This is a genomic window from Nocardioides sp. BE266, from assembly GCF_031457855.1.
In the GTDB taxonomy this organism is placed as follows: Bacteria; Actinomycetota; Actinomycetes; order Propionibacteriales; family Nocardioidaceae; genus Nocardioides.
The window spans coordinates 667,489-693,134 of record NZ_JAURTI010000003.1 but is presented as its reverse complement, the minus strand read 5'-3'; the positions used below and the strand labels follow the sequence as shown (position 1 = coordinate 693,134).

Here is a 25,646-nt window from a genome sequence, read left to right as displayed (position 1 = left end):
CGGCCCGGCAGGAGGTGGGTTCAGGGATGTCGGTGGGGCCCGCCGGGGTCTACGGTCTGCTCATGGGGGACCTGGTGCTGAGGCAGTCGTCGGAGGACCGGCGCAGGTACGACGTCGAGGGCATCGGCTCGATCCGTCGGATGAGCCTGTTCTCGCGGACCGCGCTGCTGCTCCCGGTGGACGGCGAACCGCTCACGGCCCAGTCGCGCGGCCTGCTCAGCGGCGAGGCCGAGGCGGTCACACCCAAGGGCGAGGTGGTCGGCGCCTTCACCCGACCCGATCTCCTGACCCGCGGCGGCGAGATCGCCTGGCACGGTCGGAGGCTCCGCCTGAGGACGACCCCCGTGCTCGTCAGCCGCTACTCGCTGCGCGACGGGGAGACGACGCTGCTCGACCTCCAGGCCACCGGCTGGGGCACCTCCCCGGCCCAGCTGACAGTGCACGAGGCGACCGATCCCGGGCTGGTGCTGTTCGTGCTCTGGCTCGCCCAGGGCTTCGTCGACCACGACTCCGGTCGGGGTCGGACCGGCGCCGCGGCCACCACCTGACGGCACGCTGGTCACGCCAGCTCCCCGACCACCGACTCGGCGGCGGCGAGCACCGCACCGGACCTCACGAGCTCCACGGCAGCCTCGATCTCCGGCGAGAGGTGGCGGTCGGGTCCCGGGCCCTCGATGCCCGCGGACCGGAGCAGCGCGACCACGCCGCCGGTGGCCGGCGAAGGCGTCAGGGGCGCGCGCAGGTCGAGCGCACGAGCGGCGGTGAGCACCTCGACGGCCACGACCCGGGTCAGCCCGTCGACCGACCGGCGCAGCTTGCGGGCGGCGTTCCAGCCCATCGACACGTGATCCTCCTGCATCGCGCTGGAGGGGATCGAGTCGACCGACGCGGGCACGGCGAGCCGCTTGAGCTCGGAGACGATCGCGGCCTGGGTGTACTGCGCGATCATGTGGCCGCTGTCGACGCCGGGGTCGTCGGCGAGGAAGGGCGGCAGCCCGTGGTTGCGGGCCTTGTCGAGGAACCGGTCCGTACGACGCTCGCTGATCGACGCCACGTCGGCCGCGACGATCGCGAGGAAGTCGAGGACGTAGGCGACCGGGGCGCCGTGGAAGTTGCCGTTGGACTCGACCGCGTCGCCGAGCACGACCGGGTTGTCGATCGCGCTGGCCAGCTCGCGCCCGGCGACCGTGGCGGCGTGCTCGACGGTGTCGCGGGCCGCGCCGTGCACCTGCGGCGAGCAGCGGAGCGAGTAGGCGTCCTGCACCCGGTTGCAGTCGCCAGTCCTGTGCGAGGCGACGATCGCCGAGTCGGCCATCAGGGCAGTGAGGTTGGCCGCCGACAACGCCTGGCCCGGGTGCGGCCGGATCGCCTGGAGCTCGGGCGCGAAGACCCGGTCGGTGCCGAGCTGGCCCTCGACGCTCATCGCGGCGGCGATGTCGGCGGTGCGCAGCAGCATCCGGAGGTCGGTGATCGCCATGACCAGCATGCCGAGCATGCCGTCGGTGCCGTTGATGAGGGCGAGGCCCTCCTTGGCGACCAGCTCGACGGGCTCGAGCCCGACGGCGGCGAGCGCCTCGGCAGCAGGCATGAGGGTGCCGGACGCGTCGCGGACGTCGCCCTCGCCCATCAGCGCGAGCGCGCAGTGCGACAGGGGCGCGAGGTCGCCGGAGCAGCCGAGCGAGCCGTACTCCCGCACCACCGGCGTGATGCCGTGGGTCAGCAGGCCGGCGAGCAGCTGCGCCGTCTCGCGTCGTACTCCGGTGCGCCCGGTCGCCAGCGTGGAGAGACGCAGCAGCATCAGCCCCCGCACCACCTCCCGCTCGACCTCCGGGCCGGAGCCGGCCGCGTGCGAGCGGACCAGCGAGCGCTGGAGCTGCGCGCGCATCTCGGTGGGGATGTGCCGGGTGGCGAGAGCGCCGAACCCCGTGCTCACGCCGTACGACGGCGTCTCGGCCGCGGCCAGTGTCTCGATGACACCGCGGGCCCGGTCGACGGCGGCCAGCGCCTCGTCGGTGAGCTCGACGCCGAAGCCGTCACGGGTGACACGGATGAGGTCCTCGAAGGAGACGGGGCCCACCCCGACCTGGATCGTCTGCATGGCGCCATTGAAGCCCGCGCCGCGCGGTGGCCACCAGAGGCCGGTGAGGCACGAGGGTCTGGGATACGAGACATGTGGCCTCACCCTGCAGGGGGAAACCAACCGGCCGCGGTTGTGGCACGGTCGAGGACGAGGCGGCACACCCACGCCGCCGGGGAGCAGGTTGTCATGAGCACCACCGCATGGATCATCGTCGTCATCGTCGTCGTGCTGGCCGTCGCGGCACTCGTCGCCTGGATGGCCGCACAGCAGCGCAAGCGCAAGCACGTCGAGCACGCCGAGAGCCTGCGCCACGAGGCGCAACAGCACGCCAGCGAGATCCCGGAGAGCCAGGTGCGCGCCAAGGAGGCCGAGGCCGAGGCCGAGCGCGCCCGCCTCGAGGCCGAGCGTGCCCGCGAGAAGGCCGAGGAGGCCAAGGTCGCCGCCACCCAGCAGCAGGCCGTGCACGAGGACCGGCTGCGCACCGCCGACCAGGTGGACCCGCGGGTCGACACGGCGTCCGAGGGCTACAGCCCCGACACGGTGCTCGACGCGGACGACGCCCGGCGTACGGACTCCGGGGACGGCACGCACCGAGCCTGACCGCCCCCGCCGGGGCCCCTAAATGGGGATGACGGTCCGCTGGGCCGGGTCTAGCCTCGATCGCGAGGGAAGACCATGCCGGACCTTGTGCTCAGCGAGATCGAGCAGCAGGCGCTGCGCCACCTGCTGGACACGAGCCCCTGCCCGGGATCCCCGCTCCCGTCGCGCCAGGTGCTCGAGTGGTTGAGCGTGCTGATCCCCTCGGACGGCGTGATCGCCGTCTTCCAGGACGGCACGCTGCGGATCAGCGACGTCGTCACGTTGGGCTATCCCGACGCGGACGGCGACGACCGACCCCACGGCGCTCCCTACTACCTCGGTGTCATGCACTGGAGCCGCAACCCGCTCGCCGCGGAGGCGTGCCACGCGATCGACGGGCTCGCCGACGGGCTGGCGATCGGCTTCCGCAACGGGCCCGACGCGATCGTGCAAGTGGCGTTCGGACGGGAGCACCGCTACTTCGACGAGCACGACCTCGCCATGGCCCGCATGCTCACGCCGCTGCTCGGCCGCCTGGTGCGCGAGCGGCCGACGCCGACGCTGCCCGCCAGCCTCACGGTGCAGGAGCGCCGCGTGCTGAGCCACGTGGCCTCCGGAGCGTCCAACTCCGCGATCGCCGAGGACCTCTTCATCTCCCCCGCGACCGTGCGCAAGCACCTCGAGAACATCTACCGCAAGCTCGGCGTCTCGGGCCGCCTGGCCGCCGTCGCGCGGCTGCAGGGCCGCGACCTGCCCGACCTCGACCTCCGCGAGCGGATCGAGCGACTGGGCTAGACGGGTGCGTCACCGGGCCCGAACGTACGCGCAAACGCGTATGGCCCGTGCGCCAAGGGGCGCCTGACACTCACGAGCAGGGACACCCTTCTCGCGAGAGGCACCTGCCATGACACTGAAGAGAACCCGCGTCGCACTCGGCGCCGCGGTCCTGCTCGCCGCATCGATCTCCGCCCCGTCGGCCACGTCCAGCGCCGCCACCGGCGGCGGGGCACGCCACCATCACCACCATCACACCGACCCGCCGAGCTCGCCCGACAGCGGGCAGGTCGTGCTCGACTGGGAGCGCGTCGCGTTCGCCACGATCTACCCCGTGACGCCCATCCCCGTCGGCGTACCGCTGCTGGGCTACACCTCCACCGCGATGTACGACGCCATGCGCGCGTCCGCGTCGCGCCACGACAGCTCGGAGACGGCCGCCGTCGCCCAGGCGGCGCACGACGTGCTCGTCCACTACGTGCCGGCCGCGGCGACGTCGCTCGACGCCAGCCTGCCCACCTCCCTGGCCGGCGTGCCCGACGGCAGCGCCGAGGACCGAGGCGTGTGGATCGGCAGGAAGGTCGCCGCCCGGCTGATCGACGAGCGCGCCGACGACGGCTACCTCGACACGACCATCCACTACACGCTGCCCCCGGGCATCGGCGTCTGGCAGCCGACGCCGCCGGCCACCGACATGCTGGCCGCGTGGATCGGCTCGATGGATCCGCTCGTGGTGAAGCGGCTGGCCCGCGTCAACGGACCGGACGCCCTCACCAGCGACGACTACACGACCGACTACAGCGAGGTGAAGCTCCTCGGCGGCACCGGCTCGACCGTGCGCAGCCAGGCCCAGTCCGACACCGCGGTCTTCTTCAACAGCAACTCCGCGACCATGGTCGGCGACGCCCTCGTGCGCTACCTCGAGACACATCCCCAGAGCCTCGAGGACACCGCCTGGATGTTCGCCGCCATCCACGGGGCGATGACCGACTCCCTGATCAGGTGCTGGCAGCTCAAGCGCGACGTCGGCTTCTGGCGCCCGTTCCAGGCCATCGCCCGCGCCGCGGACGACGGCAACCCCGACACCGCGCCCGAGGCCGGCTGGACGCCGTACCTGCCCAGCCCGCCGTACTCCGACTACGTCAGCGGCCACGGCTGCCTGACCAGTCCCGCCGTCGAGGTCATCCGGGAGCGGCTCGGCGAGACCACCCCACTGGAGCTGCGGTCGAGCAACTTCCCGACGGCGCCGCGTACCTACGCCACGCTCACCCAGCTGGAGTACGACGCCCTCAACGCCCGCATCTGGGGCGGCTTCCACTTCCGTGACGCCATGTCCGACGCGTACGCCATCGGCCACCGCACGGCGAGGACGGTGATGGAGCGACTGCACTGACGCCCACGGTTGGGGCCCACGGTCCGGCACACGCGAACACCACCCCTGCGGGTGGGCGCGTGTGCTGGACACGGGCAGCAGGGCTGCGAGACTGGCCGCATGACCACGCTCATCACCATCACGCTGCTCGTCGTGCTCGTCATCGCCCTGGCGCTGGTGGTGCCCCACGTCCTCCGGAAGAACCGCGAGAGCAACGTGGCACGTGCCGACCAGTTGCGCTCCGAGGCGGCTGCCAGCGCCCAGACGGTGCTCCCGCCCGCGCAGGCCCGGGCAGAGGAGGCGGAGGCCACGGCCGAGGAGGCTCGGGCAGCCGCCGACCAGGCCGAGGCCGAGGCCGAGCGGGCCCGCATCGCCGCGAGCCAGGCCGAGGCCGCCCACGAGGACCGCATCCGCGCCGCCGACCGCCTCGACCCCCGCGTCGACCACAAGGCCGACGACTACACCCCGCAGGTCGGCGCGTCCGAGCCTGTGCAGCCCACGCCGCCGGCCGAGGTGAACGCCGAGCCCGAGACCGCTCCCACCCCGGAGACCACGCCGGAGACCACGCCGGCCCCCGAGCCCGAGCTCGAGACCGCTCCCGAGCCGGAGCCCGCACCCCAGGCCGAGCAGCCCGCCGAGCCCGCAGCCGAGCAGCCGCCGGCCACCGGCTCGCCGCTCCTCCCGCGCCGCACGCCGGGCGCCAACGACATGCCCGGCAAGCCGATGGAGAGCGAGGGTGGCGGCGGCGGCTGGTTCACCAAGAAGGACACCACCGACTCCTGATCCCGGACGTGCCACGATCGGCCCCGTGAGCCAGGTCCCCGCAGCCACCCGCGCCCTGCGCGTGCTGCGCTTCCTGGCCACGCAGGCCGACCCGGTCCCCCTCGACCGGATCATGCGGGCGTGCGACCTGCCGCGCAGCACGGCCTACCACCTGCTCAACACGATGATCGACGAGGGCTTCGTCGTGCACCTGCCCGACGAGCACCGCTACGGCCTCGGCGTCGCGGCGTTCGAGGTCGGCAGCGGCTTCACCCGGCAGGAGCCGCTGGCCCGGCTGGCCCGCCGACCGCTGGCCGAGCTGGTCGACCGCACCGGCCACGGCGCACACCTCGCGGTGCTGCACGGCCGTGACGTGCTCTACGTCATCGAGGAGCGCGCACCGGGCCGCCCGCCGCTCGTCACCGACGTCGGCGTACGGCTCCCGGCGCACCTGACCGCGTCGGGCCGGGCTGTCCTCGCCGCGCTCCCGGCGAGCCAGGTCCGCGCGCTCTACCCCGACCGCAGCGCCTTCGTCGACCGCCACGGCAAGGGACCGGCGTCGCTCAGCGCGCTGCGCACCATCCTCACCGAGACCCGCCAGCGCGGGCACGCGTCGGAGGACGGCGAGGTGACACCTGGGCTGCAGAGCGTGGCGGCGGCCGTGCTCGACCACAACGGGCACCCCGTGGCCGGGGTCGCGGTCACGTTCCCGAGCGACGCCGACGCCGACGTGGCGGCCATCGCGCGGGCGGTCGCCGCGACGGCGGCCCAGCTCACCCGGCGGGTCAGCGGGAGCCGGCCGACGTAGCCCCGGCGGGGACCGGGTCGTTGAGCCCCCGACGACAAGGAGCCGCCGTGTCCCCCACGCCCCACCCCGTCCGCCGCGTCCTCATCTCCCTGGTGACCGCAGGCGGAGTGGTCACCGCCGGAGCGCTCACCGCCGCGCACGATCCCGCGCCGTCGGCGAACCTGTCGTCGACCTACGACGCGCAGGCCCGCCAGCGCGCCGAGGTCGCTGCCGAGCAGCGCCCGCACACGCACGCGGCCGTCGACGGGATCGACGGGTTGGACGGGATCGCGTCGGTGCTCGACGACGGGCACGGGCACGTCCACAACGACCCGACCACCAAGAACGCGATCAGCCGCAGCGGCGAGGCCGCGACCGCGCCCGACCCGACGACGCCCCGCGAGCGCGCTGCCAGCCGGGCCCGCGTCTCCGCCCAGCGGACGCTCGCAGAGCCGCGCCTGACGAAGGTGCCGCTGCGCAGCCCGCGGCGCCTCGTGCCGGAGAGCCGGTACGCCATGGCCGGCGGGTGCTACTCCCTCGCCGGCCGGCCGACCGCCTTCCAGGCCACCGGCCTCGGCTCCTACCTGCTCTACGCCGCCGACCGCACCTTCCTCGCCGCCACGTCCGGCGGCGGCACGACCTCGGCGGCCGCGCCGTCCCCCGACTCCGACTGGACGGTCCGCGGCGCCGGACGAGGCCGCTTCACCTTCACCCTCGCCGACGGCCGCGCGCTGCGTCGTACGGCATCGGGGCTGGGCACGGGCGCCGCGGAGCCCTTCGCCCTCCGTCGTACGGACGGCTGCACCGCCTTCCCCGAGGTCGAGACCAACGTCAGCGGCCGCCCGTTCGGCGGCGCGACGCCGTTCCAGGAGGTGCGCGGCTACGTCGACCCGCACGTGCACGGCCAGACCCACGAGTTCCTCGGCGGCCGGGTGATCTGCAGCCCGCCCTTCCACAAGTACGGTGCTGCGGCGGCGCTCGTCGACTGCCCCGACCACCAGGTCGCGGACGGTCGCGGCGCGCTGCTCGAGGACGTGCTCGCCGGGCACGCGCCCGGCACCGGCCACGACCCGGTCGGCTGGCCGACGTTCTCCTACTGGCCCAACCCGCACTCGCTGACGCACCAGCAGGTCTACTACACGTGGCTCGAGCGCTCGTGGCGCGCCGGCCTGCGCATCCACACCAGCCTGCTCACCGAGAACCACATCCTCTGCACGGTCTACCCGCTGAAGAAGAACTCCTGCGACGACCGCGACGCCGTCCGGCTCCAGGCCAAGGACATGCGCGCGATGCAGGACTACATCGACGCGCAGTACGGCGGCCCCGGTCGCGGCTGGTACCGCATCGTCACCGACCCGTTCGAGGCCCGGAAGGTCATCAACCAGGGCAAGCTCGCCGTCGTCATGGGCATGGAGACCTCGGTCCCGCTGGGCTGCAACGTCCAGCTCGGCCGGCCGACCTGCACCGAGGAGCAGATGCTCCGCGAGCTCGGCGAGATGAAGCAGCTCGGCGTCAGCCAGATGGAGCTGACCAACAAGTTCGACAACGCCTTCACCGGCGTTGCCGGCGACTCGGGGACCAACGGCCCGCTGACCAACAGCGCCAACTTCCTCAGCACTGGGTCGTTCCTGCGGATGCAGACCTGTCCGTCCACCAACCCGCCCGGCATGGAGGACAAGCTCCAGTCGCCCAACCTCGGCGACCTCTCCGGCGGCGCCGGCGCGCAGGAGCCCGATCAGGACGCCATCTTCGGCGCGATCTGGAAGCTCTTCGGCGACGTCGGGGTCCAGCCCGCACCGGTCTACCCGGCCGGCCCGCACTGCAACCAGCTCGGCCTGAGCCCGCTCGGCCAGAAGCTGCTCTCGGCGATGATCGACCAGAAGATCCTCTTCGACCCCGACCACATGAGCGTCGCTGGCCGCAACGCCGCGCTGGACTACATGGAGCAGCAGCAGGCCGCCGGCCGCACCCCCGGCGTCGTCTCGTCGCACTCGTGGTCGACCCCCGACGCCTACCCGCGGATCTACCGGCTCGGCGGCTTCGTCGCCCCCTACGCCGGCGACTCGACGGGCTTCGTCGAGAAGTGGCGCCAGCACCTCGGCTGGACCGACCCGCGCTACTACTTCGGCTTCGGGTTCGGCTCCGACATGAACGGCTTCGGCGCCCAGGGCGACCCGCGCGGCGCCGGCGCGAGCAACCCGGTGACGTACCCCTTCACCGGGCTCGGCGGCGTCACGATCAGCCGGCAGCGCAGCGGGGAGCGGGTCTTCGACATCAACACCGACGGCGTCTCCCACTACGGCCTGTACGCCGACTGGGTCGAGGACGCCGAGCACGTGGCCGGCGCCGACGGCGACGCGCTCGCCGACGACCTGTCCCGCGGCGCGGAGGCCTACCTCCAGACCTGGGAGCGCGCCTGGGGCCTGGCGCCCGACTCCTGCCGCAACCCCGGGCTGCGGATGTCCGTGCACGCCTTCACGAAGGCCGCCGACACCGGCCTCTCCACCCGCGCGCTGATGCGGCGGATCGGCCAGCCGTGGCAGCGGCTCGGGCAGGAGTTCACCTACTGCGCGAAGCAGCCCGGGCGGAAGCGGGTGCTGATGACGGTCGAGCTCTCCCGTGGCGGGACGGTCAAGGCGGTCCGCCGGGCCTGATCGCTCAGGCCCGGCCCGCGACCCGACCCGCCAGGAGGCGCAGGTCGGCGGCGTCGAGCCCGGGCCAGCCGTGCACCACGGCAAGCCACTCCTCGGGCAGCGACGACGCGCCGTGGGCGGCACCGAGCAGGGCGCCCGCGATGGCCGCGACCGTGTCGGTGTCGTTGCCCGCGTGCACCGCGGCCACCAGCGAGCCGACGGTCGGGGAGCCCATCTCCACCGGATGACGTACGGCTGACCAGGCGGCCTGCAACGCGGTGACGACGAACCCGTTGGGCGAGAAGTCGGAGGGCATCCGCCGCTCGGCGTCGGTGATCCAGCCGGCCCACTGGTCCCGGCGCTCCGACGGGACCTCACCGACGAGGTCACCCAGGTCGGGCACCTCACCGCCGAGCACGGCGTGGCGGATCGCGAGGCACCAGAGCACGCACGCGTCGCCGGCGAGCGGGTCGGCGTGGGTGAGGCCGGAGATCGCGCGGGCCTGCTCGGCGAGTGCGGCGGGATCGTCGAGGAAGGCGAGCGCCACCGGCGCCGTGCGCATGAGGGAGCCGTTGCCTGCGGTGTGGCCGGTCTGCGCGTGCAGGGAGTACGACGCCAGCCGGGCGTCGTGCGCCGGTCGGGTGAGTCCCCCGGCACCCACCTCCGCGAGCACCGACCGGGTCTGATTGCCGACGTCGGAGGCACCGTCGCGGAGCCAGCCGACCCAGCCGTCGACGACACGGTCGAGCGCCGCCTCGTCGCGCAGCCCGTGCTCCGCCGCCACCTGCGCGACCACGACGGCCATCTGGGTGTCGTCGCTCCACTCGCCGGGCGCGTAGGGGCCGAGCCCGCCCCCGATCATGCGGGGCACCTCGCCGGGAGCCAGCGGCGCCGAGCCGAACTCGTAGGGCACGCCGAGGGCATCACCGCACGCGGCCCCGAGGAGGACCCCCTCGACCCGGTCGCCGAAGCCCGGCGCAGGAGCGCCCAGCTCGATCACGCGACCTCGATCACGCGATGTCGCCGGCGAACTTGCCCGGGATCGATGCCGGCACGGGCTCGCGCAGCTCGGCCTGGAGGAGCGCACGACCGATCTCCTCCTCCACCGCGGCGAAGTCGACGGCCGGCGGGTCGGTGTCGGATGCGGGGACGAACTCCTCGACGATGGTCACGCCGAGGTCCTTGAACCGGACCCGCGTGACCAGCGTGAAGATCGTGCCCGGCAGGAAGACGACCTCGTGCTCGTGCCGGGCGGCCGAGAACGGCTCGATGTCGCGGCCCGAGCGGCTGAGGATCGCGTAGACGGCCTCGGTGCTGAAGTTCTCCGTCGCGACGCGCGGGTCGCGCGAGGTCGACAGCAGCGCGTCGGTGACATGGGCCCGCCCCGCCCACCGCTCGTGGCTGCGCGCCTCGCAGCCCCGGAAGACGACGCCCTCGTGCGGCGGCAGCTGCTCGAGAGTGGCGAGGAAGGCTTCCAGGTCGGGCGTCTGGGTCACGGCTGTCCCTCCATGTTGGTCTGCAGGCTCCACCGGGCGCTCGCGCCCGAGCCGTCACCGTGCCGCGCGACGACGGGCACGGTCAACGTCTCGACCCGCACGCGGCCGCGGTCGCCCGGAGCCCACTGCTCGCCGTCGGCCCGGGTGCAGGCCCACGTGGTGCCCTCGAGCTCGACCAGCAGCTCGTCCTGCCCCCGCGCAGGTCGTACGCCGCCCAGGGTGCCCTCGACCTGCACGCCGTCGCCGCGGTCGACGAGCACCCGCTCGCCGGCGCGCGTGTGGAACATGTAGGCGACGAGGTTCCAGTGGGGGTAGTCGTCCTGCTTGGCGCGGTTGAACTCGGGCAGCGGGTCGTCCTTGTGCGCCTCTTTGGCAGCGGCCCAGTCGCGCGCGGCCCAGTCGGCGATCTCCTCGGGGGTCATGTCACCCAGGTCCTCGCGACCGCTCACGGGATCTCCCTCACCACCAGCTGCCGGACCCCGTCGGGCCCGATCGTGTTGCTGAGCACCTCGAACTCGGTGCCTCCCTTGAACAGGATCTCAGCCTCGGACTTCGCGGCGGAGAACGGGCCCACGTTGCTGCCTGAGTGACCGTCGATCGTGATCCGGGTCGGGTTGTCCTTGCCGGGGTTCATGAAGCCCTCGGCGACGTTCGGGTTGGTCGAGCTGCTGGTGAAGGCGCGGTCGGAGTAGGTGCCGCCGTTGTTGATGTGGTCGACCACGGAGTCCGGCAGGTTGGTGGCGCGGTAGGTCGTGCCGTCGTACTTCGGCAGCTGGTCGAGGCCCTTGTTGGTGGCGTCGATCCGCTGCTGCACGCTGAGCTCGTTGGGCCCGATCTCGCGCATGTTGCCGTTCATCACGTCGTAGCCGTCGTTGGTCGTGTAGTCCCAGATGCCACGGACGCCGTCGCGGTCGAGCTCGGGGTGCTGCTTGGTCACCTCGTCCAGCCACGGCTCGAGGGCCGGGTCGTCGAGGGTGCGACCGACGCCCTGGGGCGATGTGGCGACGTCGTCGTACTTGTGCAGGTCGGCGAGGTCGTCGAGGTGACGGAGGTCGCCCAGGTCGTCGAGCTTGTTGAGGTCGCCCAGGTCGTCGAGGTGACGGAGGTCGGACAGGTCCTCCAGCCTGGACAGGTCGTGCAGCCCGTCGAGGAGGTCCGCGCCGCCCTTCGCGCCACGGGTCGCGAGCGCTCCCGAGCCCGCGGTGGCGACCGCGATGACCGCGTCGGGCACCAGGTGGCCGAGGGCGCGTGCCGGGTCGTCGGCCCAGGTGTCCCAGTCGAGCAGCGACTTGCCGAGCTCCTTGCCGAAGCCGATCGGGTCCGTGGTGAGGCCGGTGTAGATGCCCTGCGCCATGTCCCACGCGCTCTCGGCGGAGAGCTCGTACTTCTTCATCAGCTCCTCGGGCGTGAGGTCGCCCGTGGCGAGCTTGTAGGAGTCGATGACCATGTTGACCGGGCTGAACGGCACCATGGTCAGCAGGTCCCAGACCGCTTCACCGGCGCCCTCGAAGATGCCGCCGACGAACTTGAGGCCCGACTCCCACCAGCTCGGCTCCTCCGGCGCGTCGGCACAGCCGGCCTTGACCTCCCCGGCGCAGACGTGGGCGGCGTTGTCGAGATCGGCCCGCGCGGACGCCAGCTCGCCGAGCGCCTCCTGCTGGATCGGGTCGCCCCAGTCGTGGAACGGCTCGGCCTGGTCGGTGCCGCCGCTGCTCCAGTAGGCCTGCATCTTGCCCATGTAGGAGTCGTACTGGGTGCGCGCGCTGGCCGACTCGCGCTGGCCGCGCTCGTACTCCTTGCGCGCCCACTCGGCCCGGGACTGCGCGTTCTCGAGCTCGCCGGCGTACGTCGTCAGGCCGGCGGCGGCCTTCTTGAAGCCGTTGCCGGCCTTGACCCAGCGCTCGGGCTCGAGGTCGTGGGCCTCGCGGAACTCGTCGGCCGCGCGGCCGGTCCAGCCGGAGACGTCGATCTTGGCGAGGGCATCGCCGGTGTCGTAGAAGAGCTGGCCCTTCTGCTCCATGGTCAGCGCCTTGGAGCGGATGTTGCCGGGGTTGCCCTCGATCTCGAAGTCCGGCATCTCACATCACCTTGATGGCGGCGATCGTGCCCTTGAGGGCGGACAGCGACTCGCGCCCGGCCTTGTCGGTCTCGAAGTAGTTCATCGCGATCTTGCCCAGCCGGCCCGACATCTCCTCGACACCCTTGCAGAGGTTGTTGACGCCTTCCTCCCAGCGGTTCTTGAACTCGTCGAGCGCGTCCCACACCACGTCGCTGCCGACGTCGCCCTTGCTGGGCACCAGGTCCTCGACGTCCTTGTCCTTGAAGAGCTTCACGGTGTCGTTGAGACCCTGGGCGGCCTTGCCCATGCTCTCGAGGTCGACTTCGTAGTCGTAGGACGGCATGGCTGTGGAGTTCCCCCTCGCGAGGCTCCCCAAACGCGCCGAACTGGTGCAGGTTGGGGCGTGTAGACCCGCGTGCGCGGGGGTATGGATCCTGCGACACCCGAACGGAAGGGGGCGGCCGTGGCCGTCGGACTCGTCTACGCCGAGATGCAGGCGGCCGCCCAGGCCGCGGCAGACGCCGTGGAGCCCTTGCAGCAGACGCTGCAGGACCTCGGCTCCACCATCGAGACCGAGGCCGGCGCGGGCTTCAAGGGACAGGCCGCCGCCGGGTTCGGCGAGGCGATCAACGAGTGGTTCACCGTCGCGATCACCCTCGGCCCGATCCTCGAGGGCTACTCCCAGAACCTGATGTACGTCGCCCAGGAGCACGCCACCAACGATGTCGCCCAGGCCGAGCGGGCCGGCCAGCTCGCCGACCGCCTCGGTGGTGGTCCCCGATGAGCGAGCGCGGACTGGTCGTCCACCAGGGGGCGCTGTCCTCGATCGAGACCGCGCTCGGCAACGCCACGACCGCGATCACCCAGCAGATCGACACGCTGCTCCAGGAGGCCGAGCGCCTCACCCCCAGCTGGGAGGAGAGCAGCGAGTCGCACGCCGCCCACCTCGACTACCAGCAGAAGCTCCGCGACGGGGTGAAGCAGCTGACCGACGCCCTCGACCAGGTCAAGCAGAAGCTCGCGACCTACCGCGAGGACGCCCGCGAGATCGAGGTGGAGAACGTCGCGATCGTGAACTGATCGCACGCGCCTCCACCACTGAAGTTACCTGCGGGTAGGATCCTTCTCACTCGTACGTGCCCTGCCGTCGGCACCATCGACGGCCATATGCTCCGGCTCGTACGCCCCGACCGAGGAGCAGTCCTTCATGCAGATGTTCGCGATCGTCGTCTCGTTCGCCCTGACCGTCGCCGCAGTGGCCCTCCTGGTGCCGGCCGTACGCCGCATGCTGGGCGTGATCCGGTCCGGCCAGCCGGCGCCCGGGCGCAACGACAACCCCGGCGGTCGCTTCGCGACGATGCTCAAGGAGACGTTCCTCCACACCCGGATGCTCCAGTGGCACTGGGTCGGCATCATGCACTGGTTCGTCTACGCAGCGTTCCTCTTCCTCAGCACTGCCGTGCTGGCGGCGTACTTCCAGCTCTTCACGCCCGACTTCGCCTGGCCCGTGATCGGCCACTGGTACCCCTACGAGTGGTTCAGCGAGCTCATCGGCCTGCTCAGCACGGTCGGCATCATCTACCTGATCGTCTACCGGCAGACGCACCACCCGCGGTCCGAGGGACGCAAGAGCCGCTTCTTCGGCTCGACCTTCTGGCAGGCCTACTTCGTCGAGGCGCTCGCGCTGCTCGAGGGCTCCGCGATCCTGTTCGTGCGCGCCGCGGAGTGGAAGCTCGACGAGGAGGTCGGCCGCTCCCACTACCCGATCGCCTCGTGGATCGGCGACGCGATGTACCCGGTCGACGAGTCGTCGCTGCACAACCTCATCTACTTCATCGCCGCCTTCAAGATCGCGCTCGCGATGATCTGGCTGATGGTGATCGCCCGCAACATCACCATGGGCATCGCGTGGCACCGCTTCACCGCGTGGTTCAACATCTACTTCAAGCGCGAGGCCGACGGCAGCACGGCGCTCGGCGCGATGAAGCCGCTCACCTCGGACGGCAAGGCGATCACCCTCGACGACATCGACGACCTCGACGAGGACTCGGCGCTGGGCGCCGGCAAGGTCGAGGACTTCTCGTGGAAGGGCATCCTCGACTTCACGACCTGCACCGAGTGCGGTCGCTGCCAGTCGCAGTGCCCGGCCTGGAACACCGAGAAGCCCCTCTCGCCCAAGCTGCTGATCACCAGCCTCCGCGACCACGCGTACGCCAAGTCCGCAGGCGACGAGGCGCACGCAGAGCGTGCGCTGGTCGGCGTCGGCTCGAAGGGCGAGTCGGCCGGCTCGGGCACCGACGTCCTCGACTACTTCTACAACCCCGGCGACGGCGACTTCGTGATCGACGAGGACGTGCTGTGGAGCTGCACCTCGTGCGGCGCCTGCGTCCAGCAGTGCCCGGTCGACATCGAGCACGTCGACCACATCATGGACATGCGGCGCTACCAGCTCCTGGTCGAGTCGAACTTCCCGGCCGAGCTCAACCAGCTCTTCAAGGGCCTGGAGAACAAGGGCAACCCGTGGAACATGTCTCCCTCGGGCCGGCTCGACTGGGCCAAGGGCCTGGAGTTCGACGTCCCGGTCGTCGGTGACGACCTCGAGTCCCTCGAGTCGGTCGACTGGCTGTTCTGGGTCGGCTGCGCCGGGGCCTACGAGGACCGCGCCAAGAAGACCACCCGCGCGGTGGCCGAGCTGCTCAACATCGCGGGCATCTCCTTCGGCGTCCTCGGCAACGGCGAGACCTGCACCGGCGACCCGGCCCGCCGCGCCGGCAACGAGTTCGTCTTCCAGGGCCTCGCGCAGCAGAACGTCGAGACCTTCAAGGAGTACAAGGTCAAGAAGGTCGTCTCGACCTGCGCCCACTGCTTCAACACGCTCAAGAACGAGTACAAGGACTTCGGCATCGAGCTCGAGGTCGTCCACCACACGCAGCTGCTCAACCGCCTCGTGCGCGAGGGGAAGCTGACCCCGGTCAAGGACGGCGCGGGCGCCGCGAAGCGCTCGATCACCTACCACGACCCGTGCTACCTCGGTCGCCACAACCAGGTCTACGAGCCGCCGCGCGAGCTGCTCCAGGTGCTGCCGGGCGCCGAGTACGTCGAGATGGAGCGCAACTCCGAGCGCTCCTTCTGCTGCGGCGCCGGCGGCGCCCGCATGTGGATGGAGGAGAACCTCGGCGAGCGGATCAACGTCAACCGCACCAAGGAGGCCGTCGGCACCGGCGCCGACCAGATCGCGGTCGGCTGCCCGTTCTGCCGGGTGATGCTCTCCGACGGCCTCACCTCCCAGCAGGCCAAGGGCGAGGCCCGCGAGGAGGTCGAGGTCCTCGACGTCGCGCAGATGCTGCTCGCGTCGGTGAAGGGCGAGCAGGCCACCAAGGCCGCTCCGGGCTCGTCTCCCGCACCCGCGGCTGCCAGCGCGAGTGCGACGACCGACGTGGCGACCAAGGACGAGCCCGAGGCCGGCGACGTCACCATCACCGAGGACACCGTCACCGAGACCGCCGACGCCGGTCCGGCCGCGAAGGCCTCGGGAGGTACGTCGCTCTTCGACACCCCGGCGCCCGAGCCCGAGCCCGCCGCGAAGGTGGCCGAGAAGCCCGCCGAGTCCGGTGGCTCGCTCTTCGACACCCCGGCCCCCGAGCCCGAGCCCGAGCCCGAGCCCGAGAAGCCTGCCGAGAAGCCCGCGTCGTCCGACCTGGGTGCCGGCGGATCGCTCTTCGACGTCGGTACGCCGGCCGAGCCCGAGGCTGCCCCGGCAGCCGCTCCCGAGCCCGAGGCGAAGGAGGAGCCGGCGGCCGAGGCCAAGCCGGCCGCCGCGCCCGCCACCGACCTGGGTGGCGGCGGTTCGCTCTTCGACATCGCCGCCCCCGAGCCTGCCGCTGAGCCCGAGGCGAAGCCCGAGCCGGAGCCCGCCGCCGCGGCGGAGCCCGAGCCTGAGCCCGAGGCAGAGCCCGAGTCAGAGCCGGCAGTGGACGTTGAGTCTCCCAGCGACTCAACGCCGAGTGCGCCGGCCGCACCCGCCCCGACGGTGGACCTCGGTAGCGGCGGCTCGCTGTTCGACATCCAGGCCCCGGAGCCGGCTGCTGCACCCGAGTCGCCGAGCGACTCAGCCCCCAGCGAGCACGCAGAGGCTGAGGTCGACGACCCCGAGACGGTCCTCGACGCCGATGACGAGCCAGAGGCGGCAGCAGCTCCGGCGACCCCGGCCCCGTCGAGCGGCACGACGTCGACCCCGAGCACCGACGTCGACATCAGCGCCGTGAGCTCGCTCTTCGACATCGACGCCCCGGCGACCGCCAGTGCCCCGGCACCGGCCGAGCCGGCAGCCGAGGCAGCGCCCGAGCCCGAGGCAACCGCCGAGCCGGAGCCCGCAGCAGAGGCAGAGGCCCCCAGCGCTCCGCCCAGCGGCGCGGACCTCAGCCAGGCGGCGACGTTCCGCGACCCCGAGGACACGCCCGCGCCCGAGGCGGAGGCGGTGCCTGCCGAGGACCCGGACACGATTCTCGACTCCGACGACGTACCGACGGACGAGCCCGAGGAGGAGCCCGAGGAGGAGCCCGCGGCCGAGGCCGCCGAGGACGAGGCACCCGCCCCGGAGGAGCCGGCCCCGAAGCCGGCCGCCTCGGCCGGGCCGGGTCACACCCCGCGCACCGACGCCGACATCGACGGGGCAGGTTCCCTCTTCGACCTCTGACCGAGTCGGCTCATCTGCACACGCAGGACCCACCGAGTCGGCGCATCTGCACAGTCACCGCGTGCAGATGCGCCGACTCGGCCCATTTCAGGCGTGCAGATGCGCCGACTCGGCGCTGATGTCAGGTGGGTGGCAACGTGATGTCACGAAGGTGTTGACATGACATCACAGTGATGTCACGATGGTGCGCATGGACATCACCCCGTACGTCGACACCCTCCGCCGCGACCTCGTCGCCGCGGCCGAGGCGGGCAGCGACGACCTGAAGCAGGCGGCCGAGCGCCTGGCGTACGCCCTGGACCCCAGCGCCCGCCTGGCGCTGATGGAGGCCATCTCCCACGCCGCGGCCGAGATCACCGCCGAGCTGCCCGAGGGCAGCGTCGACGTGCGGCTGGTCGGCCGCGAGCTCGACTTCGTCGTCGAGGTCGCCCCCCGCAGCGAGCTCCCCGCACCTCCCCCGCCGCCGGCGCCGCCGGCCGCGCCCGAGGAGGACGACGGCGACCTGGCCCGCATCACCCTCCGGATCCCCGAGGCGGTCAAGGCCCGGGCCGAGGAGAAGGCGGCTGCCGCCGGCCAGAGCCTCAACACCTGGATGGTCGGCCTGGTCCGCAGCGCCACCAACGAGCACTCGATCAACGTCGACATCGACCTGAGCAGCGTCCCCTTCGTCGGCTACGACCCGTTCGCCGCCAACCGCAAGCAGGGCGGCAACCGCCGGATGACCGGCTGGCTCTGACAGCCCGGCCCTGCTGAGGGCCACCTCACCACCCGCTTCAGCGGACCGGCACCGGCCGGCCCGTCGGACGAACACACCTTCTGGAGACCACCATGAGCAACCAGCTGGACCTCGCCTTCGACACCCCGGAGCCGGTCGACCTCTACGTCGAGAACGGCCGCGGCAGCGTCGACGTCACCGCCACCGACACCACCGAGACGACCGTACGGATCACCGGCGAGCGCGCCGAGGAGTACGACGTCCGCGACCTGGGCGACCGGATCGCGATCATCGCCCCCAAGCGTGGCGGCTTCCTCGGCAAGGACGCCCGCGCCGAGATCGTCGTCGAGGTGCCCGTCGCCAGCGGCCTCTACGCGAAGGTGGGCAGCAGCGACGTGGTCACCCACGGCCGGTTCGCCGACACCAAGATCGACAGCGGCTCGGGCGACGTCTCGCTCGACGTCGTCGACGGCGACACCACCGTGCAGTCCGGCTCGGGCGACGTCGTCGCAGAGCACCTCGCCGGCGACGCGCGGGTCAAGTCGGGCTCGGGCGACGTCCTCGTGCGCCGGGCCGACTCCCACCTGGTCATCACGACCGGCAGTGGCGACGTACGCGTCGAGGCCAGCCGTGACGAGCTGGCCATCAAGACCGGCTCGGGCGACGCCGAGGTCGGCTCGCTCACCGGCGAGGCCATCTTCACCACCGGCTCCGGCGACCTCGTCATCGGCCGAGCAGCGGCCGGCCGGATCACCGCCAAGACCGCGAGCGGCGACGTCCGCATCGGGGTCACCGCGGGCCTGCCGGTGTGGACCGACGTCCGCACCGCGAGCGGCCGCCTGGCCTCCGACCTGCCCGGCACCGGCGAGCCCGGTCCCGACCAGCCCTACCTCGAGGTGCGTGCCACCACCGCCTCGGGCGACGTCATCCTCCACCAGAGCTGACCCCGGTCAGCCACTCCCCTCTCGTCGAAAGGAGCACGGCCATGTTCGACTCGCTCACCGACATCGAGCTCATCGCGCGACACCGCATCGCCGAGCGCGTGCGCTACTCGCCGCGCGCGCCCAAGCGCCGCTGACGCACCACCACGCACTGGCGTCGCAGCCAGGTCGGGAGTTCGGTCAGGACTTCATGGCCACGCCGCGGCGCCAGTAGCCCATGAACGCCACCTGGCTGCGGTCGAAGCCCAGCTCGTTGACCAGGTGCCGGCGCAGGCCGGTGACCACCTTCGACTCCCCGGCGATCCAGGCGTAGGTGCCTCCCACTCCGGTCAGGTCGCCGGAGACCTCCTCGCCGGAGGAGGAGTAGAACGGCGTCTCCCACAGGTCGGGGTCGACCTCGTCGGCCTCCACCTCGACGGCGGCGCCGGGGATGCCGAGGTGCGACACGACCGCCTCCTGCAGCCCGGCGCCGAGCTCCTCGCCCTCGCGGGCCAGCCACACGACCTCGACGCCCGCCGGACGTCGTACGTCCTGGACGTCGGCCGCCAGGGGCACCTCGAGGAACGCCGTGCCCCGCGCGTCGTCGGGCAGCTGCTCCAGGATCGTGCAGACCGCGGGCACCGCGGTCTCGTCGCCGACGAGCAGCAGGTCGGCTGCGAGCGGCGGGGTGAACTCGATGCCGCCGTAGGGGTAGCCGCGGCGCGGCGCCAGGATCACGAGCCGGTCGCCCGGCTCGGCCGTCGAGGCCCACGTCGAGCCCGGCCCGACGAGGTCCCCCTCGAGGTGGAGCACCATGTCGACGACGAAGGTGGTCTGTTCGCCGGAGCCGCGCACGTCGCGGATCGTGTACGTCCGCATGTGGCCGCGCTCGCTGGCCGGCTGCTCGAGCCACGTCCCGAACCACGACTCGTCGGCACCCTCGGTCGACGTACGGCGCCCGGTCACGGGGTCGGGGAAGATCAGCTTGATCCGCTGGTCGTAGCGCGGGCCGTCGACGCCGAAGTCGGCCAGCTCTGGACCGCCGAGCTCGACGCGCAGGAAGGTCGGGCTGAGCCGCTCGACCGACACGACCTCGAGGTCGGCGAAGAGCATGGGCAGGGTCGAGGAAGTCACGGTCATCGGTTCTCCTGGTGCGGGGTGTCGGTGATGTGCTGGGCGCGTGGGCGGTGGCGGCCCACAGGCACCACCAGCGGGGTGCGGGACACGGGGTCCTCGATCACCTGGTTGTCGAGGGCGAAGACCGTGCGGACGACCTCCTCGGTCACCACCTCGCGCGGCGAGCCCTCCGCGGCCACCGCGCCGTCGTGCAGGGCGATGAGGTGGTCGGCGTAGCGCGCAGAGAGGTTCAGGTCGTGCAGCACCATCACGATCGTGGTGCCGCGGCGCGCGTTGAGCTCGGCGAGCAGGTCGAGCATCTCGACCTGGTGGGCCACGTCGAGGTACGTCGTCGGCTCGTCGAGGAGCAGCAGGTCGGTGCCCTGCGCGAGGGCCATCGCGATCCACACCCGCTGGCGCTGGCCGCCCGACAGCTCGTCGACGGCGCGGTCGGCCAGGGCGTACGTGTCGGTGAGCACCATCGCCTCCTGCACGGCCTGCCGGTCCTCGGCGCTCCACCGGGTGAAGACACCCTGGTGCGGGTGGCGGCCGCGGCCGACGAGGTCGGCGACGGCGACGCCGTCGGGGGCGATCGGGTTCTGCGGCAGCAGCCCCAGCACCTGCGCGACCTCCTTGGTCGGGCGGCGGTGGATCTCCTGGCCGTCGAGCAGCACGCTGCCGCCGTGCGGGCGGACGAGCCGGGCCAGCCCCTTGAGCAGCGTCGACTTGCCGCAGGCGTTGGGGCCGACGACGACGGTCACCTTGCCGTCGGGTATGGCGACGCTGACCTCGCGGACGACGGTGCGGTCGCCGTAGCCGAGCGTCACGCGGTCGGTGAGCAGCCTGGTGGTGGGGGTGGTCATCCGGTCCTTCCCGTCGCGGCGCCGCGCGCCAACAGCCAGAGCAGGAACGGTCCGCCGACCGCCCCTGTCACGATCCCGACGGGGAGTACGACGTCGGGGATGAGGTACGCCGCCACGTAGTCGGCGAGCAGCATGAGGATCGCGCCGACCAGGGCGCCGGCGAGCAGGCTGTGCCGTCCGCCCATCAGGGCGCGGGCGATCGGGCCGGACATGAAGGCCACGAAGGCGACGGGTCCGGCGGCGGCCACCGCAACGGCCGTGAGCAGCACACCGACGAGCAGCAGCGCGTCGGTGCGGTGGCGCCCGACGCCGAGCCCGGCCGCGGCGTCGTCGCCGAGCTCGAGCGCGGGGAGCGCGTGCGCCAGCACCGCGAGTGTCGGCAGCAGCACCGCCAGCGCGACCGCGAGCACGCCGATCGTCGACCACGGGACGTTGTTCACGCTGCCGACCAGCCACCGCAGCGCGAGCTGGACGTCCCAGGTGTTGGAGCGGGCGAGGAGGTACTGCACGACCGAGACCATCGCGGCCGCGACGCCGACACCGACGAGCACGAGGCGGTAACCGCCGGTCGTGCCGGCCACCCACCGCACCACGGCGGAGATGACCACGGCGCCGACAACGGCGAAGAGGGAGACGGCGCTGTCGCGCAGGCCCAGCGTGAGCAGGGCGAAGATGCCGGCCGCGCTCGCGCCGAGGCTCACGCCGACGATGTCGGGGCTGGCGAGCGGGTTGCGCAGCACCATCTGGAACAGCGACCCGGCCGAGCCGAGGGCCAGGCCGACCAGCACCGCGAGCACCGCGCGCGGCAGCTTGGACTCCATCAGGATGAAGGTCGAGACCGGCATCTGCTCGCCGAAGAGGATCCGGAAGAAGTCCGGGACCGTGAAGGTGTAGTCGCCCAGCAGCACTCGCACCGCGAAGGCCGCGACCAGCGCGACGAGCAGCCCGCCGAGGGCCAGCCGTCGGCGACGTCGCGGCCGGCGGGTCAGGGCGCGCAGGTCGGGCAGCTCCTCGGGCGACGCCGGAGCGGAGGTCACGGGAAGGGTCGGCGCGCTCATACGGGGTCCCCGCGGCGTTGTTCGGGGGAGCGCAGCGGAGGAGAAGAACGTCGTGGGGTGTTCACAGGCCCATCCGTCCGCGGCGTACGAGGAGCAGGAAGAAGGGCACGCCGACGACGGCGGTCATGATCCCGACCTGCACCTCCGAGGGCGGCAGCACGATGCGACCGGCGGTGTCGGCGAGCAGCACCAGCACGGCGCCGAAGCCCGCGCTCAGCGGCAGCAGGTGCCGGTGGTCGGAGCCGGTGCGGGTGCGGACGAGGTGGGGGACGATCAGGCCGACGAAGGCGATCGGCCCGGCGGCCGCGGTGGCGGTGCCGGCGAGCAGCACGATGGCGACGCCGACCAGGATCCGGTCGCGCGTGGTGTGGCGGCCGAGGCCGGTGGCCATCTCCTCGCCGAGGGCGAGGGCGTTGAGGGTACGGCTGAGGGCGAGTGCCAGCAGCGTGCCGACGAGGAAGACCGGGGCCAGCGAGACCACGAGGTCCCACGGCCGGCCGCCGATCGAGCCGACCTGCCAGCGCCGCATGACGTCGAGCGCCGTCTGGTCGACCAGCTGGACGGCGACGGTCCAGCTGCTGGCGGCTGCGGCGAAGGCAGCGCCGGCGACGGTGAGCTTGGCGGGCGTCGCACCGTCGCGGCCGATGCCCGCGATCGCGTGGACGGCGACGGACGCGACAGCCGCGCCGACCAGGCCGAGGACGACGTAGGCCCAGATCCCACCGAGGCCGAGGAACGAGATGCCGAGCACGATGGCGAGGGCCGCGCCGGCGTTGACGCCGAGGATGCCGGGGTCGGCCAGCGGGTTGCGGGTCAGGCCCTGCATGCAGGCACCCGCCAGGCCCAGGGCCACCCCGACGAACAGGCCGAGGACGGTGCGCACGGCACGCACCTCGATGACCGTTCGGTCCGGGCCTGCCTCGAGGACCGCGGTCGGGGAGATCAGCCGTGACCCGAGGAAGACGGACGCGAGGACGGCCACCACCAGCAGCCCGAGCAGCACGGCGTACGCCGTCCCCGGACCGGCCGCGGAGGTGCTCCGCGGCCGCTCCAACAGCTGAGTGGTGGCCGTCATCTCAGGTCTCGTCCGTCGTCCGGTGCCGGATCAGGGCGTGGAGCCGTCGCCGTCGACCGCCGCGGCGACCTTCGGGATGAACATGTCCATCGCGACCGGGATCGACAGCGGCGAGGGGGCCGAGAGGCCGATGGACTCGACCGGGTCGACCTGGGCGTACCAGCGGTTCTCGGCCACGGCCGGGATCTGGTTGACGAGCGGGTTGTCCGCCAGCTCCTTCACGTTGGCCTCCGAGGTGGCGTAGGTGAGGAAGACGTCGGCGTCGAGCTGCGCGGTGCGCTCGGAGGAGATGTTGAACAGGAACTGGCCCGGCTCGCTGCGCTCCTCGACCAGCGGGGAGTTCTTCATGCCGAGCTCGACGAGCAGGCGCGGGCGGTTGTCCATCACGGTGTAGACGTAGAACGACGACGGGTCGGCGTTCGGGCCGGCGTAGGTGAAGGTCTTGCCCTCGAGCTGCGGGAACTTCGCGGCGGTGTCGGCGATGACCTGCTCGGTCTCGGCCTTGACCTCCTCGGCGAGGTCGGAGCGACCGAGCGCCTTGCCGACCATCTCCAGCGACTCCTGCCACGTGGTGTTGTACGGCGCCTCGGGGTAGGCGACGACCGGGATGCCGGCGTCGGTGAGCTGGTCGTACTCGTCCTGGGTGATGCCGGACTGGGTCGCGGTCACCAGGTCGGGCTGCAGCTTGACGATCTGGTCGACCGGCACGCCGTCGGCGGTGCTGAAGCGCTTCGGCTGCTCGGCGCCCTCGATCTGACCCAAGGCCTCGTCGAACCAGTCGGAGGAGGCGTTCTCGTTGCCGGCGTACTCGATCTTGTCGGCGCCGACGGGCACGACGCCCAGCGACAGCGGGTAGTCGGCCTCGGCGTAGCCCAGCGCGACGACGCGGGTCGGCTCGGACTCGATCGTGGTCTCGCCGAGGGCGTGCTCGATCGTGACCGGGAACGCGTCGGCGTCGGCGCTGGTGGTGGCCGTCGGCTCGCTCTCGCTGGCGGACGAGTCGGTGGAACCGGTGCTGCAGGCGGTGAGTGCTGCAACGAGGAGGGTGGCCGCGGCCGCCTTCAGGGCGAGGGGAGCGGCGAGCGTTCGCTTCATCAAGATCTCCGGAACAGGGGTGAGTGAGGCTGACCTAACTTAGGAGAGCCTAACCACACCTCGTTCGATTAAGAACACACGGGTGTGCCCTAATCCACGATGTGGACCGGGTGTGAGCGGGCGCGAGCCGTCAGATGGGCGTGCGGTGGAATCCCTGGAACGACCGGCTCGGCGTGGGCCCGCGCTGGCCCTGGTAGCGCGATCCGTACTTCTCCGAGCCGTAGGGGTGCTCGCTCGGCGAGGACAGCCGGAAGAAGCAGAACTGGCCGATCTTCATGCCGGGGTAGAGCTTGATCGGCAGCGTCGCGACGTTGGCCAGCTCGAGGGTGACGTGGCCGGAGAAGCCCGGGTCGACGAAGCCCGCGGTGGCGTGGGTGAGCAGCCCGAGGCGGCCCAGCGACGACTTGCCCTCCACGCGCGCGGCGATGTCGTCGGGCAGCGAGACCACCTCGTAGGTCGACCCGAGCACGAACTCGCCCGGGTGCAGGATGAACGGCTCGTCGCCCTCCGGCTCGACCTCGCGGGTGAGCTCGGACTGGTCCGCCGCCGGGTCGATGTGGGGATAGCGGTGGTTCTCGAAGACGCGGAAGAACCTGTCGAGGCGTACGTCGACGCTGGACGGCTGCATCATCGCCGGGTCCCACGGATCGAGGGCGATCCGGCCGGCGTCGATCTCAGCGGTGATGTCGCGGTCAGAGAGCAGCACGCGGCCAACCTAGCCTCGAAACACCCAGCCCGCTGGTTGAGCAGGGCGCCCTGGCGCCCGTGTCGAAACCAAGGGCGCGACAATGATCCGGTGACCTTCCACCGCTACGTCGCCCTGGGCGACTCGTTCACCGAGGGCGTCGGCGACCCCGATCCCGCACGCCCCAACGGACTGCGCGGCTGGGCCGACCGCGTCGCCGACGTGCTGGCCGAGCAGACCGACGACTTCGGCTACGCCAACTTCGCCATCCGCGGCCGCAAGCTCGGCCCGATCGTGGCCGAGCAGGTGGACAGGGCGATCGCCCTGCAGCCCGACCTGGTCACCATCCACGGCGGCGGCAACGACGTGCTGCGTCCGCGGGTCGACCTCGACGCCCTCGCGGTGACGTACGACGACGCGATCGCGCGACTGTCGGCCACCGGCGCACGGGTGGTCATGTTCACCATCTTCGACCCGGGCGGCGGCGGGATCTACGGCCCCGTGCGCGGGCGGATGGCGATCTTCAACGAGTGGGTGCGCGAGATCGCCGACCGGCACGGCGCGACGATCGTCGACATGTGGCGGATGCGCGACATCGAGATCGCCGGCGTGATGGACACCGACCGGATGCACCTCAACTCCTTCGGCCACACCCACATGGCGCACGCCGTCCTCGAGGCCATCGGCGTCGAGCACGGCCAGGAGCCGGTCGCCGTCGGCCCGCTCCCGGTCCTCGACCGCCGTCAGCAATGGCGCGCCAACGCCCAGTGGACCCGCGAGTTCCTCGTGCCCTGGGTCCACCGCCGCATCACTGGCCGCTCCTCGGGCGACACCGTCTCGGCGAAGCGGCCCGGCCTGTCGAGCGTCCGGTAGCCCAGGTC

General features: G+C 72.1%; 25 protein-coding genes. 13 read left to right on the top strand and 12 right to left on the bottom strand.

What is annotated here, in order from left to right; all coding sequences use genetic code 11:
* Positions 1–62: 62 nt before the first annotated feature.
* Entirely contained in the window at positions 63–548 is a 486-nt protein-coding gene (locus J2X46_RS11945) for a hypothetical protein (RefSeq protein ID WP_310250566.1), read from the top strand.
* Between the two features lie 11 nt (positions 549–559).
* Here the strand turns inward: J2X46_RS11945 and hutH are convergent, their stop codons facing one another.
* Positions 560–2,098, bottom strand: a complete 1,539-nt coding sequence (gene hutH, locus J2X46_RS11940) for a histidine ammonia-lyase (protein ID WP_310250564.1) — start codon at positions 2,096–2,098, stop codon at positions 560–562.
* Between the two features lie 168 nt (positions 2,099–2,266).
* Here hutH and J2X46_RS11935 point away from each other — a divergent pair, with 168 nt between their 5' ends.
* From J2X46_RS11935 to J2X46_RS11910, 6 genes are all read left to right on the top strand, one after another.
* Positions 2,267–2,680: a hypothetical protein gene (locus tag J2X46_RS11935; protein ID WP_310250560.1), complete on the top strand. Its 414-nt coding sequence runs from the start codon at positions 2,267–2,269 to the stop codon at positions 2,678–2,680.
* A gap of 75 nt (positions 2,681–2,755) precedes the next feature.
* Positions 2,756–3,454, top strand: a complete 699-nt coding sequence (locus tag J2X46_RS11930) for a helix-turn-helix transcriptional regulator (protein WP_310250558.1) — start codon at positions 2,756–2,758, stop codon at positions 3,452–3,454.
* Positions 3,455–3,563: 109 nt separating this feature from the next.
* On the top strand, positions 3,564–4,826 hold the full coding sequence (locus J2X46_RS11925) for a vanadium-dependent haloperoxidase (RefSeq protein WP_310250555.1): 1,263 nt from the start codon (positions 3,564–3,566) through the stop codon (positions 4,824–4,826).
* A 99-nt stretch (positions 4,827–4,925) separates the two neighbouring features.
* Positions 4,926–5,588, top strand: coding sequence for a hypothetical protein (locus tag J2X46_RS11920; RefSeq protein WP_310250552.1), 663 nt, complete (start codon positions 4,926–4,928; stop codon positions 5,586–5,588).
* Positions 5,589–5,613: 25 nt separating this feature from the next.
* The gene (locus J2X46_RS11915) at positions 5,614–6,375 is read left to right on the top strand and encodes an IclR family transcriptional regulator (protein ID WP_310250550.1); all 762 of its coding nucleotides are present in this window, start codon (positions 5,614–5,616) and stop codon (positions 6,373–6,375) included.
* 47 nt (positions 6,376–6,422) lie between these two features.
* The gene (locus tag J2X46_RS11910; RefSeq protein WP_310250547.1) at positions 6,423–9,008 is read left to right on the top strand and encodes a hypothetical protein; all 2,586 of its coding nucleotides are present in this window, start codon (positions 6,423–6,425) and stop codon (positions 9,006–9,008) included.
* 4 nt (positions 9,009–9,012) lie between these two features.
* On the opposite strand, the gene J2X46_RS11905 is transcribed toward J2X46_RS11910, so the two are convergent.
* From J2X46_RS11905 to J2X46_RS11885, 5 genes are read right to left on the bottom strand one after another with little or no spacing between them, the layout of a single operon-like run.
* Positions 9,013–9,987, bottom strand: coding sequence for an ADP-ribosylglycohydrolase family protein (locus J2X46_RS11905; protein ID WP_310250544.1), 975 nt, complete (start codon positions 9,985–9,987; stop codon positions 9,013–9,015).
* 10 nt (positions 9,988–9,997) lie between these two features.
* A complete protein-coding gene (locus tag J2X46_RS11900) occupies positions 9,998–10,483 on the bottom strand; it encodes an ADP-ribosyltransferase domain-containing protein (RefSeq protein WP_310250542.1) in 486 nt (161 codons plus the stop codon).
* A complete protein-coding gene (locus tag J2X46_RS11895; RefSeq protein WP_310250539.1) occupies positions 10,480–10,932 on the bottom strand; it encodes a hypothetical protein in 453 nt (150 codons plus the stop codon). Before J2X46_RS11895 ends, J2X46_RS11900 begins: the two co-directional genes overlap by 4 nt.
* Positions 10,929–12,560, bottom strand: coding sequence for a putative T7SS-secreted protein (locus J2X46_RS11890; protein ID WP_310250536.1), 1,632 nt, complete (start codon positions 12,558–12,560; stop codon positions 10,929–10,931). The genes J2X46_RS11895 and J2X46_RS11890 overlap by 4 nt, the downstream gene beginning before the upstream one ends.
* A 1-nt stretch (position 12,561) precedes the next feature.
* Positions 12,562–12,885, bottom strand: a complete 324-nt coding sequence (locus J2X46_RS11885) for a hypothetical protein (RefSeq protein WP_310250533.1) — start codon at positions 12,883–12,885, stop codon at positions 12,562–12,564.
* Positions 12,886–13,005: 120 nt separating this feature from the next.
* On the opposite strand from J2X46_RS11885, the gene J2X46_RS11880 reads away from it, so the two are divergent.
* The 5 genes from J2X46_RS11880 to J2X46_RS11860 all read left to right on the top strand — a co-directional run bounded on the left by J2X46_RS11880 (position 13,006) and on the right by J2X46_RS11860 (position 18,897).
* The gene (locus tag J2X46_RS11880) at positions 13,006–13,326 is read left to right on the top strand and encodes a WXG100 family type VII secretion target (protein ID WP_310250531.1); all 321 of its coding nucleotides are present in this window, start codon (positions 13,006–13,008) and stop codon (positions 13,324–13,326) included.
* Positions 13,323–13,622: a hypothetical protein gene (locus J2X46_RS11875; RefSeq protein WP_310250529.1), complete on the top strand. Its 300-nt coding sequence runs from the start codon at positions 13,323–13,325 to the stop codon at positions 13,620–13,622. The genes J2X46_RS11880 and J2X46_RS11875 overlap by 4 nt, the downstream gene beginning before the upstream one ends.
* A gap of 127 nt (positions 13,623–13,749) precedes the next feature.
* Positions 13,750–17,238: a heterodisulfide reductase-related iron-sulfur binding cluster gene (locus J2X46_RS11870; protein WP_310250527.1), complete on the top strand. Its 3,489-nt coding sequence runs from the start codon at positions 13,750–13,752 to the stop codon at positions 17,236–17,238.
* A 190-nt stretch (positions 17,239–17,428) separates the two neighbouring features.
* Complete coding sequence (locus J2X46_RS11865; protein WP_310250524.1) at positions 17,429–17,974, top strand: toxin-antitoxin system HicB family antitoxin; 546 nt, start codon at positions 17,429–17,431, stop codon at positions 17,972–17,974.
* Between the two features lie 92 nt (positions 17,975–18,066).
* Positions 18,067–18,897 carry a DUF4097 family beta strand repeat-containing protein gene (locus tag J2X46_RS11860; RefSeq protein WP_310250521.1) on the top strand — a complete coding sequence of 277 codons (831 nt, stop codon included), beginning with the start codon at positions 18,067–18,069 and terminating at the stop codon, positions 18,895–18,897.
* A gap of 177 nt (positions 18,898–19,074) precedes the next feature.
* Here J2X46_RS11860 and J2X46_RS11855 read toward each other — a convergent pair whose 3' ends face one another.
* The 6 genes from J2X46_RS11855 to dcd form a co-directional block, all read right to left on the bottom strand.
* Positions 19,075–20,013, bottom strand: a complete 939-nt coding sequence (locus J2X46_RS11855; RefSeq protein ID WP_310250519.1) for a siderophore-interacting protein — start codon at positions 20,011–20,013, stop codon at positions 19,075–19,077.
* On the bottom strand, positions 20,010–20,852 hold the full coding sequence (locus J2X46_RS11850; protein WP_310250517.1) for an ABC transporter ATP-binding protein: 843 nt from the start codon (positions 20,850–20,852) through the stop codon (positions 20,010–20,012). The genes J2X46_RS11855 and J2X46_RS11850 overlap by 4 nt, the downstream gene beginning before the upstream one ends.
* Positions 20,849–21,889: an iron ABC transporter permease gene (locus J2X46_RS11845; RefSeq protein ID WP_310250515.1), complete on the bottom strand. Its 1,041-nt coding sequence runs from the start codon at positions 21,887–21,889 to the stop codon at positions 20,849–20,851. Before J2X46_RS11845 ends, J2X46_RS11850 begins: the two co-directional genes overlap by 4 nt.
* An 82-nt stretch (positions 21,890–21,971) precedes the next feature.
* Positions 21,972–22,985: an iron ABC transporter permease gene (locus tag J2X46_RS11840; protein WP_310250513.1), complete on the bottom strand. Its 1,014-nt coding sequence runs from the start codon at positions 22,983–22,985 to the stop codon at positions 21,972–21,974.
* A 30-nt stretch (positions 22,986–23,015) separates the two neighbouring features.
* Positions 23,016–24,080 (bottom strand): iron-siderophore ABC transporter substrate-binding protein, encoded by a 1,065-nt coding sequence (locus J2X46_RS11835; RefSeq protein ID WP_310250510.1) that lies wholly within the window; start codon positions 24,078–24,080, stop codon positions 23,016–23,018.
* Between the two features lie 130 nt (positions 24,081–24,210).
* A complete protein-coding gene (gene dcd, locus J2X46_RS11830; RefSeq protein WP_310250508.1) occupies positions 24,211–24,786 on the bottom strand; it encodes a dCTP deaminase in 576 nt (191 codons plus the stop codon).
* Positions 24,787–24,876: 90 nt separating this feature from the next.
* Between dcd and J2X46_RS11825 the strand changes: the two genes are divergently transcribed.
* Complete coding sequence (locus tag J2X46_RS11825) at positions 24,877–25,638, top strand: SGNH/GDSL hydrolase family protein (protein ID WP_310250506.1); 762 nt, start codon at positions 24,877–24,879, stop codon at positions 25,636–25,638.
* The last annotated feature ends 8 nt before the right edge of the window (positions 25,639–25,646 follow it).